Below are 17,754 nucleotides of genomic sequence, written 5' to 3'. Positions count from 1 at the left end.
CTTGTTGCTAACCTAACTAGCAGTACAGTTAATTAACAACATAGAAGTTATTGTTTTTCAAACAACTCAATATTGCACGCCGGAGGATTTATGGTCGCTAAATTAAAACCAGATGTTTTTGTTAATACTAATCCTTTTTTAGATGCAATGTATAAGGAGAGGCTTAGTCATAAAGGCTATTCTGATAAAATTGCTTTAAGTATTAATGATAAGAAATATAATGTAAACTCTAAGGATATTGAAAATATTCTTGATGGCAAAGGGGATTTATTTAAAAAACGTACACTGTGGGAGTTTGTTCGCGATCTTTTTCCTGGATCTCATATTAAAGAAGTCAAAGGTTTAATTTACGAATTTGTCACGAAAGTTGATAATAAAGCCGAGGTGTTCGATAAGATTAAATCTCTGGCAAAAAAAGAACAACAATGGCGATTTAGTACTAAGACAGACTTTACCACAAATGAAAATAATGAAGTTATTGTGAGTAGATCCTTTAATCTCTACACGGGGGCTACTTCGAATGATAACGAAAAAAAACAGGTTTCTTCAGAGAGATTAACGCTTGATAATTATATTGATGATTTACATTTTGATAATTCTCCCTTGAAGAGATTTACGTTTGATGATTATGCTGTAAAACTTACGACACTGATTAAAAATAAAATTCCTATTATTAATACAACAATCAATTTATCATCGTTGTCTAAGGATGTTTTAAATTCATTAAAATATTGTAGTTTTAAAAATGTAATTTTTTCAGGAGTGATAAACAGCCCTAACCTTGAAGGTCCGGTTTTTGAAAATTGTTATTTCGAGGATTGTAAATTCAACAACATACAGCTTTATGAGACTAATGATGATACTGTGGGGTCAGGAAATAAAAAACCAATAAAAGGTATGTTTAAAGGTTGTTTTATTTCTAAATGCAAAATTGAAAATTATAGATGTGAGACGTCTAAAATCTACACCGTTACACAACCTGATAGTATTCAAGAAAAATTAGGTTCTTATCTCTTTATGCAGTCTTTCGTTCAGGATTGTATAATTCAGGGAGGACGTTGTCCTGGTTCGAGTATACTTCTGAGTCATTTTTATAACTGTACGATAGCGAAACTTGATGCTCATGGGATGGATTTTTTGGCAAACGCATTCAATAAGTCTGGTGATAACGAAACCAGGGCGCAGGATCAGGGAACTGTGTTTGATTGTTGTAATTTGAATAGTATTAAAATGAACTGTGGTCTTGGTAATGTGAGTTCAGATGAATATAAGTTTAACCCCGAAGAGTATTTTTCTGATTACATTGAAAGAAGATCGAGAAATCTTAAGTTGGATGATAATTTTTCTAACTGCGTAGAGAATATCGAGAAGGCTGTTACAACTTCATTTAGCAAGGAAAATTCAGAGAATGATAATATCTCCTTTAATTGTTGTGATTTGAGGAGGGCCAATTTAGACAATTATTACAGAGATGATTTGTGCAAAGACTGTTCTATTGATCCAGATTCAATTTATTTAGAAGATGGTGTTACACCGATAAAATATATTTATATGAATCTGGACGGAGCTATAAGTAAAGACCAAATACCTAATTTCTTAAAAAAGGTAAGTGCTATCAATAGCGATGTAAAAGATTTTTATAATACTGAGCTAAGGATTAAGGAAGAATATAATAACGCATTTTCAGATTTAGAGTCGTTTTTGTCTACACTTTATGTTGAAAATAAATCGTACAAAGAGAAATATCATTTTAATAACGGTAGGGCTGAGTTTTTTATTTTCAAAGATATGCAGTATAAAGCACAAAATATCATTACTAATATGATAGAAAGTGACCGAATTAAGTTTATTGAATCTATCATAAAAAAAATCATTCCACCGGCAGATGTAAAAATGCCTACTAAAGATTCAGACAAATTTATTCGACAAAAACAGCATGAGTCTCATAACCAATTTGATATTGATTATAAATTGAATTATGGTGACCTTGTCCCCCTTTTTGACGGTGTTGAAGAAAAACAAATTGAAGCGCTAAAAATCCAACTTGAAAATATAAAAAATTTCAAAGCATATTACGACTCAGAACTCAATAAGTTTGCTTCCGATTTTCGAAATTTTTCCGGTGCATTTGCAATTAACTGGGAAGATTTACTAAAAAACTATCAGGAAATAAGAGATTCCATTAAAGATTACGATGACTTATTGCGAGAAATTAAAGAGTTAACCATAAGTCGGGATAAATCATTAGAGGAGAAAAGTACTTTATTTGATAACAAAAGGGACAAGTGGAATAGTCAAGAAGTACAGGATGAAGTAAAGGCATTAAATAAGAAGATTGCTGACTGTGACAATGAGATACGTTCTAATCTTAATATTGTTCAAAATTTTAGACGCGAGAATCAATATAAAGCTAATAAAAAAATCAGCAACGCGATGCTTAATATTCTGGATTGGTTCGAACGGTATCCCGATATTGTGAAAAATATAACCCAGGCTTAACCATACAGAGGGTGAGCGACTGGACGATTAACGACATAAATTATTTACAGGGAATAGACGCTTACTCATCAGACACCTGGTATTTTTTATCTCAAACCAGCGTGACTGATGTGTAAGCGTTGAAGTAAGGAGGCGATTATCGCGTTATATTCCAGCCGCGTGCCTTCCAGAGTGCAGGCAGCTGCGCCAGCTCGGTAAATGTGGTGACTTTCGGGTGAACGATCGGTTTATTGTGCGGGTCAGCGCAGAAGTAAAATACTTCCATTCCGGCATCTATCCCTGATTGCGCACCGGCGCTGGAGTCATCGACCAGAATGCAGTTTTCAACGTTCACATTCATCGCTTTTGCCGCATGGAACATTAACGCCGGGTCGGGCTTCCAACGCTGGATATCGTAGCCGCTGAACAGTTTTTCCGGGAAGTAGTGCAGCATCTTGAGCTTACCCAGCGAATGCTGCATTTTGTTGATCGGACCGTTAGAGACGACGCACATCGGCACGTTAATGCTCGCCAGCAATTCGTTCGCTCCTGCGATGTCCTCAAGTTCGGTATCAAACAGACGCGCCACTTCTGCGCGGTAAACGTGCTCGGCATCGGCCTGGATCATCGTCACGCCCTGTTCTTTACTGATGATGTCGATGATTTCGTAGAGTTTTACGCCTTTAAAACGGGTAAAAATCTCCTCCAGGTCAACGTGAATGCCAAATTCCCTGAACATCGTGACATAGGCGCGAGAGCAAATGACCTCGCTATCGACCAGCGTACCGTCGCAGTCGAAAAATACCGCTTCTATCTGGGACATGTCTTTCCTTTATCGTTAGTTTAACGTTTTCGTCATGCCAATTCGCATGACGCAATCGTTGCCGTATAAGCAAATACAATGAAAAAAAGTTATCTTCAGCCGTCCATATTGTCTCATTTTGGTATACGATAGCGACGGATTTTCCCTCCTTGTTCGGAAATAGATAATGAGTCAACAACACACAACCCAGGCTTCTGGCCAGGGGATGCTGGAACGCGTGTTTAAACTGCGCGAACATGGCACGACGGCACGGACCGAAGTGATCGCCGGTTTTACCACCTTCCTGACGATGGTTTACATCGTTTTTGTTAACCCGCAAATTCTTGGCGTTGCTGGCATGGATACCAGCGCCGTCTTCGTCACTACCTGTCTGATTGCTGCATTCGGCAGTATTATGATGGGACTGTTTGCTAACCTGCCAGTTGCACTGGCACCCGCTATGGGCCTGAATGCGTTCTTCGCTTTTGTGGTTGTGCAGGCGATGGGCTTGCCGTGGCAAGTCGGGATGGGCGCAATCTTCTGGGGCGCGATTGGTCTGCTGTTACTGACGATTTTCCGCGTTCGCTACTGGATGATTGCCAACATTCCGGTGAGTCTGCGTGTGGGCATTACCAGCGGTATCGGTCTGTTTATTGGCATGATGGGGCTGAAAAACGCAGGTGTGATTGTCGCTAACCCGGAAACGCTGGTGAGCATCGGTAATCTGACTTCTCACAGCGTACTTCTGGGTATCCTCGGCTTCTTCATCATTGCTATTCTGGCCTCGCGCAACATTCACGCGGCGGTGTTGGTTTCTATCGTGGTGACGACGCTGCTGGGCTGGATGCTGGGTGATGTGCACTACAACGGCATCGTTTCTGCGCCGCCGAGCGTAATGACAGTCGTGGGTCATGTAGATTTAGCCGGGTCGTTTAACCTCGGGCTGGCAGGGGTGATTTTCTCTTTCATGCTGGTCAACTTGTTTGACTCCTCCGGTACGCTGATTGGCGTGACCGATAAAGCAGGTCTGGCTGATGAGAAAGGTAAATTCCCGCGCATGAAGCAGGCGCTGTATGTCGACAGTATCTCTTCGGTGACCGGTTCGTTTATTGGTACTTCTTCTGTTACGGCGTATATTGAATCTTCTTCCGGCGTTTCCGTTGGCGGTCGTACCGGTCTGACGGCAGTGGTTGTTGGTCTGCTGTTCCTGCTGGTTATCTTCCTGTCGCCGCTGGCAGGGATGGTGCCAGGCTACGCTGCAGCTGGTGCGCTGATTTACGTTGGCGTGTTGATGACCTCAAGTCTTGCTCGCGTGAACTGGCAGGATCTTACTGAATCTGTTCCGGCGTTTATTACCGCTGTGATGATGCCGTTCAGCTTCTCGATTACTGAAGGTATCGCGCTGGGCTTTATCTCCTACTGCGTGATGAAGATTGGTACCGGACGTCTGCGTGACCTTAGCCTGTGCGTAATCATCGTTGCGCTGCTGTTTATCCTGAAGATTGTGTTTATCGACGCTCACTAAAATCGATAGCGCGTTAAAAACCCGCCATGCATGATTGCTGGCGGGTTTTTATTTAGATCTTAACTCGCTGAATAAACTCACCAAATGCGGTCAATTGCCCGGTCAGGTGGTCCAGCGTACCCTGATCAATCACTTCCCCGGTTTGCGGATCAACTTTGTTCTGAATCACGCCGCCCATAAATTCCGGCTTGTTCATCACCATTGCATCGAGGAAAACCAGAATCTGGCGCAGGTGATACTGACAGCGCGCGCCGCCAATCACGCCCATTGAGCTGGTCTGAATCAACACCGGTTTACCGGCCAGAGGTTGATCCGGCAGGCGGGAAAGCCAGTCGATGGCATTTTTCAGCCCACCCGGTACCGAGTAGTTATATTCCGGCGTGACGATCACCACACCGTCAGCCTGACGGATCTGTTCCGCCAGAGCTTCAACCGTTGCTGGAAAACCGTCTTCCTGCTGTATGTCAGCGTCATACAAGGGAATGTCGGCAATGGAAGGTAACGCATTGACTTCCATGCTCGCCGGAGCAATTTTCGGCAGGGTACGTGCAACCATGCCATTAAATGAGCCTTTGCGCAGGCTCCCCAGTAACGTAACCACCTGCAATTTTTCAGACATGATGACTCCTGTGGTTGTCTATCAATTTGGCGAAAAAGCCTTCACGGTAGAGAGCTGGGCAAAACGCATCATCCGGCTGGTAGGATTGTTGGCGCGGCTGTGAATATCGGGCAGGCTTTTCCAGCCGTGTTTGCCATCTAACTCCCAGACACTGAGCTTTTCAATCGTGGGCGTGACCGCCACGGACCACACCAGCACGTCCTCCGCGTCGCATAACGCTTCTACATGATTTACATGAGCACATTTCAGGCGTCCGGCAATGGGCAGTAGTTGCAGATCGCGCGGATCGTCATTCAAAACATCACCGGTTAGTTTTAGCACGCTTCGGCGCAGCGTGATGAGCTGCGCCCGCGCTTCGTTAGGATCGTTTTGTTTACTGATCCATAGCGATTCATTGCTGGAAAAGGTGTGGTTATCGGGCGCGTGTGGGCTATGAAACCCGCGCGTCGCACGCTGCAGTTCCATATCGAGGCCACATTCACCTTCGGTTGTTAACGCCACGCCAACCATATTCCCGGCATAGGAAATAGAAAACGAAGGCAAATTTTTATCGCTGAAAACCGGTTTTCCTTTCGGCAGGGTGACGATTTCCGGCAATTCGCCAATGCCATACAGCATGAACATCAGTTCTGCGAGTAAACCTCTGGACGCCAGAAAACGGCTTTGACGATGAGGGGGAATGTTTCGGGCTTCTTGATGACACTGGGAGGGGAGACGAACAGAAATCAGATGTCCTTCCGTTAAAATCCCTCGGGCAAAGTGAGTCGCCATTTTTCGCTCCATGCTTAATGGTCCATTATGAATACAAGAGTAATCATTTACTGGAATGATGGACAGACTAAAGCGACTAAAAGTTCGATTCAGATAAGTTTATTACAACTTTTTTACATTTCATTGTGAAATTGGGTCGCGTTTCATACTATTCGGTTATGCCATCGACGCGTAAAGATTTTTAATGGTTTCCCGTAACCAGACGATCTTCGGATTACGGCTGTTCCGTTTATGCCACAGAAGGGTAAAAGGGACTTCCAGCTTTTTTTGCTGGATTTCATCAAATGGGAGAGGAAGAGCAACTAACGGCAGTTGATGGAGTTGATTGTAGTACTGACAGTAGCGCGGCGCGGTCGCCAGTAGCAGATTGTCGGGTTGCGCTGCCATAAACAGTGACTGCTCGAATTCCGGCAGGCTCATTGCAATAGTACGTTCGCGCCCCAACTCCTGTAACACATTGTCCAGCGCCCAGGTATCGCTCTGTTCCCAGCAAATGCTGATATGCGGATAACGTAAAAAGGTGTCCAGATTCCACGCTTCATGCAGTGCCGGATGATCTTTGCGTAACCAGACGCAGGGCACATCACTAAACAGCACTTCATAATCAATGGCTAACGGTAGCGAGCTTAACAGCTCCCGCGAACGGGGATGACTTTCGCGACCGGAAAAACCAATATCCACTTCACCACGAGTAATGGCATCTAAGGAATCGTAATCCCAGTTACGTAATTTGATGGTCGCCTGCGGGTAACGTTGGTAGATCCGTTTCGACAGCGCATTAAGCATGATCATCATTAGCGGTGATTCTGCTGCCAGCTCAAACTTCAGGCCGCGCGGTGTCTGGTGGTGCGGTTTATCCAGCAGCAGGTTGCTCATTTGCATCCACTCCGCCAGATTTTGCTCCATGCTGACCATTAGCGGTGTGGGCGACAGCCCCAGCGGTGAGTTCACAAAGAGCGGGTCGTCAAACCACGCTCTTAACTTTGCCAGCGACTTACTCACCGCCGAAGGGGTCACGTTCATCCGCTTCGCCGCTTTGGTCACGCTACGCTCCTGCATCAGCAGTTGCAGACAGAGCAGCAGATTGAGATCAAGCGTGGTGATGGATTTCTTCATGAGCGGCAACCGGGCGTCCAGGCGCGACGAACATAATCAGCAACAGGCTCACTATGCTACAGGCAATCAGAATCCCGATCAGCATATTCCATGCGCCGATACCAACCACCGCCGCCAGCCAAATCCACAGTGACGAACCGCAAACTTGCGCAATACCTAAGGTCGAGCTGGCTACGCCCGCGCGTAATGAAAACGGCCCTAACGCCTGACTCATCGCTACGCCAAAACCTACCGAGAAACCGGCGCAAATCAGCGTGATACCAAACAGCGAAACCGCATGGGAAGGTGAAACGGCAAGGGTGATCCCCGCCGCCAGGAATAACACCTGTGAGGTGATCATCAACGTACGTGGCTTAAAAATTCCCAGCGCAAACGGCGTGGAGAATGAAACGGTCATGCTGACGCCAGCGGTCAGCGCCATAATGGTGGCGTATTCCCCGCGCTCAAACCCCATGATTTCCATCAGCAATACCGGCGACGTGTTGACGAAGGTGAGGATCACCGAAACGCTGAGGGTGGTGATAACAACACGGCTGAGGAAAAACCGGTTAAGCAGTGACTCGCTATTTTCTCGTGGTTTGTCCGAAGCTGCGGGGGCCGCAGGGCGCGTTTCTTTTAAAATAAACAAAGACAACATCAGTACCGCGATGCCCATCGTTGCCATCGTCCAGAACAGACTCTGCCAAGGGAATTTAAGCATAATCAGGTGTCCGAGCACCGGCGCTAACACCGGAATGATGCAGGTAATGCCGTTGAGTAGCGACAGTACCTTTGCCCGACGTCGATCATCCAGTGTGTCGCGTAAAATGGCGAACGCCACCACGTAACAACAGCCCGCGCCCAGCCCCTGTAGAAAGCGCCCTGCAAGAAATAACGTGCTGGTTTCAGCCAGTGAACAGAACACCGAGGCGATAATAAATAGCGCCGCGCCGGGTATGGCGACAGGCTTTCTCCCTGAACGATCGGCCACTTTACCGGCAAATAACATCGCAGCTGCCATGCCCGCCAGATAAACGGAGAACGCAATATGCAACTGCGCTTCGCTGGCATTGAGATCGGCGGCGATGCGCGGTAAACCAACGAGGTACATATCAATCCCGGCGGGATAAAGTAAAACCAGGGCAAAACTACAAATCAAAAAGCGGGACATGGGCTAAAGCGTCCTGATAGCAAGGTGACGCAAAGCATACGTGGTGAAGGAGAATCAGGCGAGTTGCCATTTGGACATAAGTGATTTCCTGACAGGCAAGAAGCCAGCGAAATGGCTGGCTTCTTGAAGGATTTAGCCAAATTTAGGTAACACGTTAAAGACGTTACCGAACCAGCATAAAATTACGGTTATACCAAAGAGAATGACAATCGCCGGAATAAGATTGCCGCCCCAGACCGTGAACATCTGATTGGGAAACTTCTTGCGAGCTTTGATTGCCAGCACTGCGGGAATAATGACCGCCCAGATGGTGGCGCACAGTCCGGCACCGCCGATCCCGTAAATGAAGCCGTTCGGGAAGATCAGATACAACAAAGCAGGTGGCAGGAAGGTTAACAGCACGGTTTTGAAACGCCCGCCGTGGGAGTTATCAATCTTAAACAGATCCGCCAGATAATCGAACAATCCCAGCGTGACACCAAAGAACGAACTGGCAACAGCTAAGTTGGAGAACACCAGCAGGCAAAACTCGATAATCCCATGCTGTTTGGTGCCGAGGAACGATTTCACCAGCGAATCAACGTTGCCGCCTGAGGAGATTATCGCCTTAAAGCTTTCGCGCGGAATATTCCCCATCGTGCAATAGAGCCAGAAGAGATAAATCACCAGCGCCAGCAGCGAACCAAAGACCACGCTTTTGATTAACTTATCTTTGCGTTTGCCATAGCAAATAATCAGGCTGGGAATATTGCCGTGGAAACCAAATGACGCCAGACACACCGGCAAAGCCATAAAGATATACGGGAAGTAAGACGTTCCCGCAGTGGTGCTGGTGGCATCGCGCAGAATGGAGTAATCGACCTGGAAGAAGAAAGAACCAAACACGATCACAAAGGAGATAATCTTCAGCCCGAGGAACAATGAGGTAATACGACTGGCGGCTAACGAGCTTATCCACAATACGCTGGCAACGAAAATGGCTGTGCAGATCCCGACAATACGCGGATTAGCGTGATAGCCCAAATTCATTGATATCGTTTCACTAATGATCGCACCATTAGCAGAGATATAGGCATAAGTGAGGATATAGAGAACGAAGGCAACGGTAATACCGCTGATAATGTTCCAGGTGTTACCGATTAAATCTTTGGTGATGGTGTTAAAACTGGAGCCGACAGGATAATTTAAATTTGCTTCTAATAACAATAACCCGGAATGAAGCATTGAAAACCAGGCAATGATAAGGATAAAGGCACCCCAGAAAAACCAGGCACCGGCAAGATCAACAGGTAAAGCAAACATACCTCCACCAATTACTGTACCTGCTATAACCATAACACCCCAAAATGCAGAGTGCTTTTTTTCAGCTTGATCAGTCATGATGCCACCTTTAGAGGAAGGCTATTTTTGTTATTGAGGATGTAGGGTAAGAGAGTGGCTAACATCCTTATAGCCACTCTGTAGTATTAATTAAACTTCTTTCAGTTTTGCGGTGAAGTGACGCAATACTTTCGGTTCGTAGGTAAAGGTTAACCCTTTAATATTCGCCGCGTTCTCTTTCACATGTTTGAAGGCTTCAATAATGAAGTCCATATGTGTTTGAGTATATGTTGCGCGCGGAATGGTTAAACGCAGCAGTTCAGCCGGGCATGGTAGTTGTTTACCGGTTTTCGGATCGCGGCCTAACAGGAAAGAGCCAATTTCTACCGCACGGATACCGGCGACTTTATACAACTCGCAGGCCAGCGCCTGTGCCGGGAACTGATCTGCCGGGATATGCGGCAGCAGTTTACCGGCATCAACGAATGCCGCGTGACCGCCCGCCTGCTGGCAGACAACGCCAATCTCTTCCAGACCATCGACCAGATACTGCACCTGCGCGATACGATAAGCCAGCCAGTCCAGATTCATGCCGTCATACAGACCTACCGCCAGACGCTCCATAGCGCCGCCTTCCAGGCCGCCATATGTCGGGAAGCCTTCCTGCACCACGCAAAGGGTTCTGCATTCGGTGTACACATCAAAGAAGCTGTCGTCTTTCATGCACAGCAGGCCGCCCATCGGCACCATCGCATCTTTCTTGGCGGACATCGCCAGCATATCGGCATATTTGTAGGTTTCGCGGGTGATCTGCTCGATGGTCCAGTCTTTGTATTCTGCTTCACGCTGCTTGATGAAATAAGCGTTTTCAGCAAAGCGTGCGGAGTCCATTACCACCGGAATATCATATTTCTTCGCGATGCTGTACATCGCTTTTAAGTTTGCCAGTGAAACCGGCTGACCACCTGCGGAGTTACTGGTGATGGTTGCAACGATATACGGCACGTTATTCGGGCCAACTTCTTCAATACCGCGTTCTAATCCCTCAAGGTCAAAGTTGCCTTTAAAGTCGTAACGCACGCCAGTATCGAAGGCTTCTTTGATATAGACGTTACGCACGGTACAGCCGTTAATCTGGCTATGGCCCTGCGTGGTATCAAAGAAATAGTTAGAGAACGCCACCATTTTGCTGCGATCCAGGCCTTTTTCCTGCTCGCGTTTTTTAATCAGTACCGGAATATAGATTTGTTCTGCGCCACGGCCCTGGTGAGTCGGAATGGTGTATTGATAACCAAAGATATTTTTCACTGACTCGGCTAACGCATAGTAGCTGCGGCTGCCGCTGTAGGCTTCGTCGCCGCGCATCATCGCGGCCTGCATGCTCTGCGTCACCGCCCCGGTGCCGCTGTCGGTCAGTAAATCGATAAACACATCTTCGCTATCCAGCAGGAACGGGTTCATACCGGATTTAATAATTGCCTCTTCACGGTAAGCGCGAGTCGTACGTTTTACTGGCTCAATAACACGAATGCGGAATGGTTCAGGGAGATGTTTAAAGTTTTCCATTACATAATCCTTCATTTATTTTAATTACAGTGATCCCTGTGAATATTACATCTGCAATATCCATTAATTCGCCAGATATATATGCAAGCACCATCATTTACTAAAACAAGTAAATAAATGAGAGATGAGCTTTGCAAAAGGCAAAATTAAGATATAGCAAACAAATAGATCACATTGAATCTAATCGGTTTGGCTCTGGTGATGGCTACAGAAGGGCAAATCAAGGGCGGTGATCGACAATCTTGTTGTCAATATTGAACCATTTTGAGGTCACACATATATGTAAGATATTCATAATGCACTTATCCTCGAAAGACACGAGGCTACAGTATAATACTCAAGAAATTTGTCTATTCTGAAATTGATTAAATGTGAATCGAATCACAATCGTTCGGGGAGCAATATTAAATGCTTTTTTTAAAGATTATAAATTACGTAAGAATTTTAATGTTTAAAAAAAGGGTTGAGGAGTAACAGGAGTGCTAACAATGAAGCGAAGCCGCATCTGACAGTCAGAATACGGCTTCGTAAGCGCAGTTACTTACCAATACAGAAGCTGGAGAAAATCCGCCCCAACAGGTCGTCTGAAGTAAATTCCCCGGTGATTTCGCTTAAGTTCTGCTGCGCCAGGCGCAACTCTTCCGCCAGCAGTTCACCCGCCCAGGCACCTAACAGTTGCGCTTTACCTTGCTGCAAATGCTCTGCCGCCTGTTCCAGCGCCTGTAGGTGACGACGACGCGCCAGGAAGCCGCCTTCCATATTGGTGTCAAAGCCCATGCTCTGTTTGAGATGGTTACGCAGCACATCCACGCCTTCGCCAGTCCGCGCCGAAAGACGAATTAACGCATGACCGTTCACTTCGCTCATCCCCAACGTTTCGCCGGTGATATCGGCTTTATTGCGCACCACGGTGATCGGCAGTTTCGCTGGCAGACGGGCGATAAATTCCGGCCAGATCTCTGCCGGATCAACGGCGTCTGTCGTGGTGCCATCGACCATAAACAGCACGCGGTCGGCCTGTTCAATTTCCTGCCACGCGCGCTCGATACCAATACGTTCTACTTCGTCACTGGCTTCACGTAGTCCGGCGGTATCGATGATATGCAGCGGCATTCCGTCAATGTGGATATGCTCACGCAGCACGTCACGCGTGGTTCCGGCGATATCGGTTACTATTGCCGCTTCACGGCCCGCCAGCGCGTTTAACAGGCTCGATTTACCGGCGTTAGGACGTCCGGCAATCACTACTTTCATCCCTTCGCGCAACAAACTACCCTGACGTGCTTCAGCACGCACTGCATCAAGATCGGCAATCACGTCATTGAGCTGGGCTTCAATTTTGCCGTCGGAGAGGAAATCGATCTCTTCATCCGGGAAATCAATTGCCGCTTCGACGTAAATGCGCAAGTGGGTGAGGGCTTCCACCAGATGGTTGACCCGTGCGGAGAATGCGCCTTGCAGCGAGTTTAGCGCCGAACGGGCCGCCTGTTCCGAGCTGGCGTCGATAAGATCCGCAATCGCTTCGGCCTGGGCTAAGTCGAGTTTATCGTTCAGAAATGCGCGTTCGGAAAACTCACCAGGGCGGGCAATCCGCAGGCCGGGAATGGTCAGAATGCGTTTTAACAGCAGGTCGAGGATCACCGGACCGCCATGACCTTGCAGTTCCAGCACATCTTCGCCGGTGAACGAGTTCGGGCCAGGGAACCATAGCGCAATCCCCTGATCGAGCACGCTGCCGTCGGCGTCTTTAAACGGAAGATAATCGGCGTAGCGCGGCTTTGGCAGTTTACCCAGCACGGTTTCGGCAACTTCACGGGCTTTGAGGCCGGAGATGCGCAGGATGCCAACGCCGCCACGTCCCGGAGGCGTGGCCTGGGCTACGATAGTGTCATTATCGCTCATGATGTTCCTGTTGCTTTGTGTGGCGGATGCGCGGTGCTTATCCGCCCTACGAAAAGAAAAAAGGCGGTCAACTGACCGCCCTTATTTTAGCGAAAACTCACCGAATCAGGATTTTTTCTTCTCGCGGCTATGCAGGCCACGTTTTTCCAGACCACGGTAAATCAGCTGCTGCTGAATAATGGTTACCAGGTTGCTGACGATATAGTACAGCACCAGACCTGACGGGAACCACAGGAAGAACACGGTGAAGATGACCGGCATAAAGGTCATGATCTTCTGCTGCATCGGGTCGGTCACGGTGGTCGGCGACATTTTCTGAATGAAGAACATCGTTACGCCCATCAGGATCGGCAGGATGTAGTACGGGTCCTGTGCAGACAGGTCGTGGATCCACAGTGCAAACGGTGCCTGACGCAGTTCAACGGAACCCATCAGCATGTAGTACAACGCCAGGAAGATTGGCATCTGGATCAGCAGCGGGAAGCAGCCGCCCAGCGGGTTAACCTTCTCAGCTTTGTACAGCGCCATCATTTCCTGACTGATACGCTGTTTGTCATCGCCCAGACGCTCACGCATAGCCTGAATCTTCGGCTGCAGCATACGCATCTTCGCCATGGAGGTGTACTGCGCTTTGGTCAGCGGGTACATGATGCCACGAACGATAAAGGTGATGATGATAATGGAGAAGCCCCAGTTACCCACAAAGCTATGGATCCATTTCAGCAGTTTGAACAGCGGCTGAGAGATGAACCACAACCAACCGTAATCAACGGTCAGATCCAGGTGCGGAGCAACAGCTGCCATTTTGTCCTGGATTTCCGGGCCAACCCACAGGGTGCTGTTCATCGCGCCAGTCTGACCAGGCTGAACCAGTACCGGCTGAGATTTATAGCCGATAGCGGCGATGCCGTTACCCAGATTAGCGGTATAGAAGTTATTGGTACCGTCGTTATGCGGGATCCACGCCGTCGCGAAATACTGTTGCAGCATCGCCACCCAACCACCTTTCGAAGAGATGTTCAGGTTTTCGTTATCGGCAATGGTATCGAACTTGTATTTCTCGTACTTCTCGTCAGGCGTGGAGTACGCCGCGCCACGGAAGGTGTGCAGTGCGAAATTGCTGCTTCCGGTATCGAGATGCGGTGGCAGAGTGATGGATTGCTTCAACTGACCAAAGGTGGAGATTTCCAGCGGTTTCTCGCCAGCGTTCTGCACGTTGTAGTTGACGTTGACAGCGTAATCACCACGTTTCAGGACAAACGTTTTGGTAAACGTGTTACCTGCCGCGTCGGTATACGTCATCGGCACCTGCAGTTCGTTTTGACCTTCAGCCAGCACATAAGCGTCCTTTTCAACGTTATACAGCGGGCGCGGGCCGTTAGCCGGGTTATCCGGGCCATCACGACCGGTCAGACCGCTCTGTGCCTGATAAATAAACTGCGGTGAAGTTTCCAGCAGCTGGAACGGCTGGGTAGAGTTCAGCTCTTTCGGGTAAGCAGGCAGCAGAGCTTGCTCAACATCACCACCACGGGTGTTGATGGTCAGATCAAGCACGTCGGTCTTAACCGAGATCAGTTTCCCCTGGCCACTGGCCGGTACGCCCTGGTCGGCGGCGCTACCCGCTGCGGTGGTCGTTGTCTGCGTGGTCTGTTGGGCCTGAGGTTGCGGGTTTTTATCCTGCTCCCAGGCTTGCCAGATCATGAAAGACACGAACAGCAAAGCGATGACTAAAAGATTGCGTTGCGAATCCATCGTTAGTGTTCTCTGGTATCAAATGGTCCGGGCGGGACGGGATCGTCACCACCAGGGTGTAAAGGGTGGCATTTTAATACGCGTTTCACCGTCAACCAACTGCCTTTTATCACTCCAAACCTGCGCAATGCCTCAATTCCGTAGCTTGAACAGGTTGGAGTGAAACGACAATGCGGCCCGAGTAGCGGACTAATCAGGCGTTGATAGACCCGAATGAGGGCTATCAGGACCCGCGAGCCAGGCGACAGTGGCGGCGCCATAATTTTTCCAACGCTTCCGAGAGAGCACGGTTATCGAGGTCGGCAACCCCTTTTTTCGCCACCACCACGAAATCCATAGCCGGGAGTTCATGTTGGCGCAGACGGAAGCTTTCACGCGTCAGACGTTTAATCCGATTGCGTTCATGGGCGCGTCGAACGTTTTTCTTGGCGACTGTAAGACCGATACGGGGATGCCCCAGCGAATTCAGGCGGCCGAGAATGGTAATTTGCGGCGTGCCAGCCCGTTGTGGCTGCTGGAAGACGAATGTGAATTGACTGGGAGTTAACAAGCGTAACTCCCTGGGAAATGCGAGCTTAACCACTCAGGGGTTAGCTTTATTACTTAGAAACGGTCAGACGAGCGCGGCCTTTAGCACGACGACGTGCCAGAACCTGACGACCATTTTTAGTAGCCATACGAGCACGGAAGCCGTGAGAACGGTTGCGCTTCAGTACAGACGGTTGAAAAGTGCGTTTCATGGCGATTTCTACCTAAACTTGAATAAATTCAATGGCTTTATTGGATATCCGCCGAAAAATGAAACGATGGACACCGAAGCCATGGGTGATTAAAGAGGCCGGATTGTAATAATTGTACACTCCGGAGTCAATTCTCTTTCCTTATTTACCGCGCTTTTCCGCACCTTTTCGCGGGGAAAACGTACGGCCTCACACCAGTGAAAACCAGCATGGCGCGCCGGGTGGAGGATTATACGGGCTGACGGGTAAAGCGCAAGGATCGTCCTGGATCTTTATTAGATCGATTAAGCCAATTTTTGTCTATGGTCATTAAATTTTCCAATATGCGGCGTAAATCGTGCCCGGCCCGCGGCAGGATCGTTTACACTTAGCGAGTTCTGGAAAGTCCTGTGGATAAATCGGGAAAATCTGTGAGAAACAGAAGATCTCTTGCGCAGTTTAGGCTATGATCCGCGGTCCCGATCGTTTTGCAGGATCTTGATCGGGCATATAACCGCAGACAGCGGTTCGTGCGTCACCCTCATGCAGGGTCTTTTCGACGTACGTCAACAATCATGAATGTTTCAGCCTTAGTCATTATCGACTTTTGTTCGAGTGGAGTCCGCCGTGTCACTTTCGCTTTGGCAGCAGTGTCTTGCCCGATTGCAGGATGAGTTACCAGCCACAGAATTCAGTATGTGGATACGCCCATTGCAGGCGGAACTGAGCGATAACACGCTGGCCCTGTACGCGCCAAACCGTTTTGTCCTCGATTGGGTACGGGACAAGTACCTTAATAATATCAATGGACTGCTAACCAGTTTCTGCGGAGCGGATGCCCCACAGCTGCGTTTTGAAGTCGGCACCAAACCGGTGACGCAAACGCCACAAGCGGCAGTGACGAGCAACGTCGCGGCCCCTGCACAGGTGGCGCAAACGCAGCCGCAACGTGCTGCGCCTTCTACGCGCTCGGGTTGGGATAACGTCCCGGCTCCGGCAGAACCGACCTATCGTTCTAACGTAAACGTCAAACACACGTTTGATAACTTCGTTGAAGGTAAATCTAACCAACTGGCGCGCGCGGCGGCTCGCCAGGTGGCAGATAACCCTGGCGGTGCTTATAACCCGTTGTTCCTTTATGGCGGCACGGGTTTGGGTAAAACTCACCTGCTGCATGCGGTGGGTAACGGCATTATGGCGCGCAAGCCGAATGCCAAAGTGGTTTATATGCACTCCGAGCGCTTTGTTCAGGACATGGTTAAAGCCCTGCAAAACAACGCGATCGAAGAGTTTAAACGCTACTACCGTTCCGTAGATGCACTGCTGATCGACGATATTCAGTTTTTTGCTAATAAAGAACGATCTCAGGAAGAGTTTTTCCACACCTTCAACGCCCTGCTGGAAGGTAATCAACAGATCATTCTCACCTCCGATCGCTATCCGAAAGAGATCAACGGCGTTGAGGATCGTTTGAAATCCCGCTTCGGCTGGGGACTGACTGTGGCGATCGAACCGCCAGAGCTGGAAACCCGCGTGGCGATCCTGATGAAAAAGGCAGACGAAAACGACATTCGTTTGCCGGGCGAAGTGGCGTTCTTTATCGCCAAGCGTCTACGATCTAACGTACGTGAGCTGGAAGGCGCGCTGAACCGCGTTATTGCTAACGCCAACTTTACCGGACGTGCGATCACCATCGACTTCGTGCGTGAGGCGCTGCGCGACTTGCTGGCATTGCAGGAAAAACTGGTCACCATCGACAATATTCAGAAGACGGTGGCGGAGTACTACAAGATCAAAGTCGCGGATCTCCTTTCCAAGCGTCGATCCCGCTCGGTGGCGCGTCCGCGCCAGATGGCGATGGCGCTGGCGAAAGAACTGACTAACCACAGTCTGCCGGAGATTGGCGATGCGTTTGGTGGCCGTGACCACACGACGGTGCTTCATGCCTGCCGTAAGATCGAGCAGCTGCGTGAAGAGAGCCACGATATCAAAGAAGATTTTTCCAATTTAATCAGAACATTGTCATCGTAAACC

Annotated in this window: 17 protein-coding genes; 3 read left to right on the top strand and 14 right to left on the bottom strand. The window is 48.5% G+C overall.

Annotated features, from left to right (window positions below; all coding sequences use genetic code 11):
- Window positions 1-90: 90 nt before the first annotated feature.
- Window positions 91-2,499: a hypothetical protein gene (locus ACJHYW_RS13725; RefSeq protein ID WP_000225924.1), complete on the top strand. Its 2,409-nt coding sequence runs from the start codon at window positions 91-93 to the stop codon at window positions 2,497-2,499.
- Between the two features lie 136 nt (window positions 2,500-2,635).
- On the opposite strand, the gene yieH is transcribed toward ACJHYW_RS13725, so the two are convergent.
- Window positions 2,636-3,301, bottom strand: coding sequence for a 6-phosphogluconate phosphatase (gene yieH, locus ACJHYW_RS13720; RefSeq protein WP_000078050.1), 666 nt, complete (start codon window positions 3,299-3,301; stop codon window positions 2,636-2,638).
- Between the two features lie 166 nt (window positions 3,302-3,467).
- On the opposite strand from yieH, the gene adeP reads away from it, so the two are divergent.
- Window positions 3,468-4,805 (top strand): adenine permease AdeP, encoded by a 1,338-nt coding sequence (gene adeP / locus ACJHYW_RS13715; RefSeq protein WP_001361796.1) that lies wholly within the window; start codon window positions 3,468-3,470, stop codon window positions 4,803-4,805.
- A 52-nt stretch (window positions 4,806-4,857) separates the two neighbouring features.
- On the opposite strand, the gene yieF is transcribed toward adeP, so the two are convergent.
- From yieF to ACJHYW_RS13650, 13 genes are all read right to left on the bottom strand, one after another.
- Window positions 4,858-5,424 (bottom strand): class I chromate reductase YieF, encoded by a 567-nt coding sequence (yieF, locus tag ACJHYW_RS13710; protein WP_001291256.1) that lies wholly within the window; start codon window positions 5,422-5,424, stop codon window positions 4,858-4,860.
- Between the two features lie 21 nt (window positions 5,425-5,445).
- Window positions 5,446-6,195, bottom strand: coding sequence for a 4'-phosphopantetheinyl transferase family protein (locus ACJHYW_RS13705; protein ID WP_001296581.1), 750 nt, complete (start codon window positions 6,193-6,195; stop codon window positions 5,446-5,448).
- A gap of 156 nt (window positions 6,196-6,351) precedes the next feature.
- Window positions 6,352-7,311, bottom strand: coding sequence for an HTH-type transcriptional regulator YidZ (gene yidZ / locus ACJHYW_RS13700; protein ID WP_001361797.1), 960 nt, complete (start codon window positions 7,309-7,311; stop codon window positions 6,352-6,354).
- Entirely contained in the window at window positions 7,286-8,461 is a 1,176-nt protein-coding gene (mdtL, locus tag ACJHYW_RS13695; RefSeq protein WP_000086006.1) for a multidrug efflux MFS transporter MdtL, read from the bottom strand. The genes yidZ and mdtL overlap by 26 nt, the downstream gene beginning before the upstream one ends.
- A 132-nt stretch (window positions 8,462-8,593) precedes the next feature.
- The gene (tnaB, locus tag ACJHYW_RS13690; RefSeq protein WP_000131911.1) at window positions 8,594-9,841 is read right to left on the bottom strand and encodes a low affinity tryptophan permease TnaB; all 1,248 of its coding nucleotides are present in this window, start codon (window positions 9,839-9,841) and stop codon (window positions 8,594-8,596) included.
- Window positions 9,842-9,931: 90 nt separating this feature from the next.
- Window positions 9,932-11,347 carry a tryptophanase gene (gene tnaA / locus ACJHYW_RS13685; protein ID WP_001295247.1) on the bottom strand — a complete coding sequence of 472 codons (1,416 nt, stop codon included), beginning with the start codon at window positions 11,345-11,347 and terminating at the stop codon, window positions 9,932-9,934.
- A 220-nt stretch (window positions 11,348-11,567) separates the two neighbouring features.
- Window positions 11,568-11,642 (bottom strand): tryptophanase leader peptide, encoded by a 75-nt coding sequence (gene tnaC, locus ACJHYW_RS13680; RefSeq protein ID WP_001364348.1) that lies wholly within the window; start codon window positions 11,640-11,642, stop codon window positions 11,568-11,570.
- Between the two features lie 242 nt (window positions 11,643-11,884).
- The gene (gene mnmE, locus ACJHYW_RS13675) at window positions 11,885-13,249 is read right to left on the bottom strand and encodes a tRNA uridine-5-carboxymethylaminomethyl(34) synthesis GTPase MnmE (RefSeq protein WP_001282361.1); all 1,365 of its coding nucleotides are present in this window, start codon (window positions 13,247-13,249) and stop codon (window positions 11,885-11,887) included.
- 105 nt (window positions 13,250-13,354) lie between these two features.
- On the bottom strand, window positions 13,355-15,001 hold the full coding sequence (gene yidC, locus ACJHYW_RS13670) for a membrane protein insertase YidC (protein WP_000378258.1): 1,647 nt from the start codon (window positions 14,999-15,001) through the stop codon (window positions 13,355-13,357).
- 2 nt (window positions 15,002-15,003) lie between these two features.
- On the bottom strand, window positions 15,004-15,261 hold the full coding sequence (gene yidD / locus ACJHYW_RS13665; protein WP_001307474.1) for a membrane protein insertion efficiency factor YidD: 258 nt from the start codon (window positions 15,259-15,261) through the stop codon (window positions 15,004-15,006).
- Entirely contained in the window at window positions 15,225-15,584 is a 360-nt protein-coding gene (rnpA, locus tag ACJHYW_RS13660) for a ribonuclease P protein component (RefSeq protein WP_000239730.1), read from the bottom strand. The genes yidD and rnpA overlap by 37 nt, the downstream gene beginning before the upstream one ends.
- A 16-nt stretch (window positions 15,585-15,600) precedes the next feature.
- Window positions 15,601-15,741 (bottom strand): 50S ribosomal protein L34, encoded by a 141-nt coding sequence (gene rpmH, locus ACJHYW_RS13655; RefSeq protein WP_000831330.1) that lies wholly within the window; start codon window positions 15,739-15,741, stop codon window positions 15,601-15,603.
- A gap of 229 nt (window positions 15,742-15,970) precedes the next feature.
- Complete coding sequence (locus ACJHYW_RS13650) at window positions 15,971-16,051, bottom strand: hypothetical protein (RefSeq protein ID WP_122134670.1); 81 nt, start codon at window positions 16,049-16,051, stop codon at window positions 15,971-15,973.
- Window positions 16,052-16,347: 296 nt separating this feature from the next.
- Between ACJHYW_RS13650 and dnaA the strand changes: the two genes are divergently transcribed.
- Complete coding sequence (gene dnaA / locus ACJHYW_RS13645; protein ID WP_000059111.1) at window positions 16,348-17,751, top strand: chromosomal replication initiator protein DnaA; 1,404 nt, start codon at window positions 16,348-16,350, stop codon at window positions 17,749-17,751.
- Window positions 17,752-17,754 lie beyond the last annotated feature (3 nt).

Source organism: Escherichia sp. WS3063 (assembly GCF_046486595.1).
In the GTDB taxonomy this organism is placed as follows: domain Bacteria; phylum Pseudomonadota; class Gammaproteobacteria; order Enterobacterales; family Enterobacteriaceae; genus Escherichia; species Escherichia coli.
Note: the sequence above shows the minus strand (reverse complement) of the source record. Positions and strands in the feature narration are given on the sequence as shown.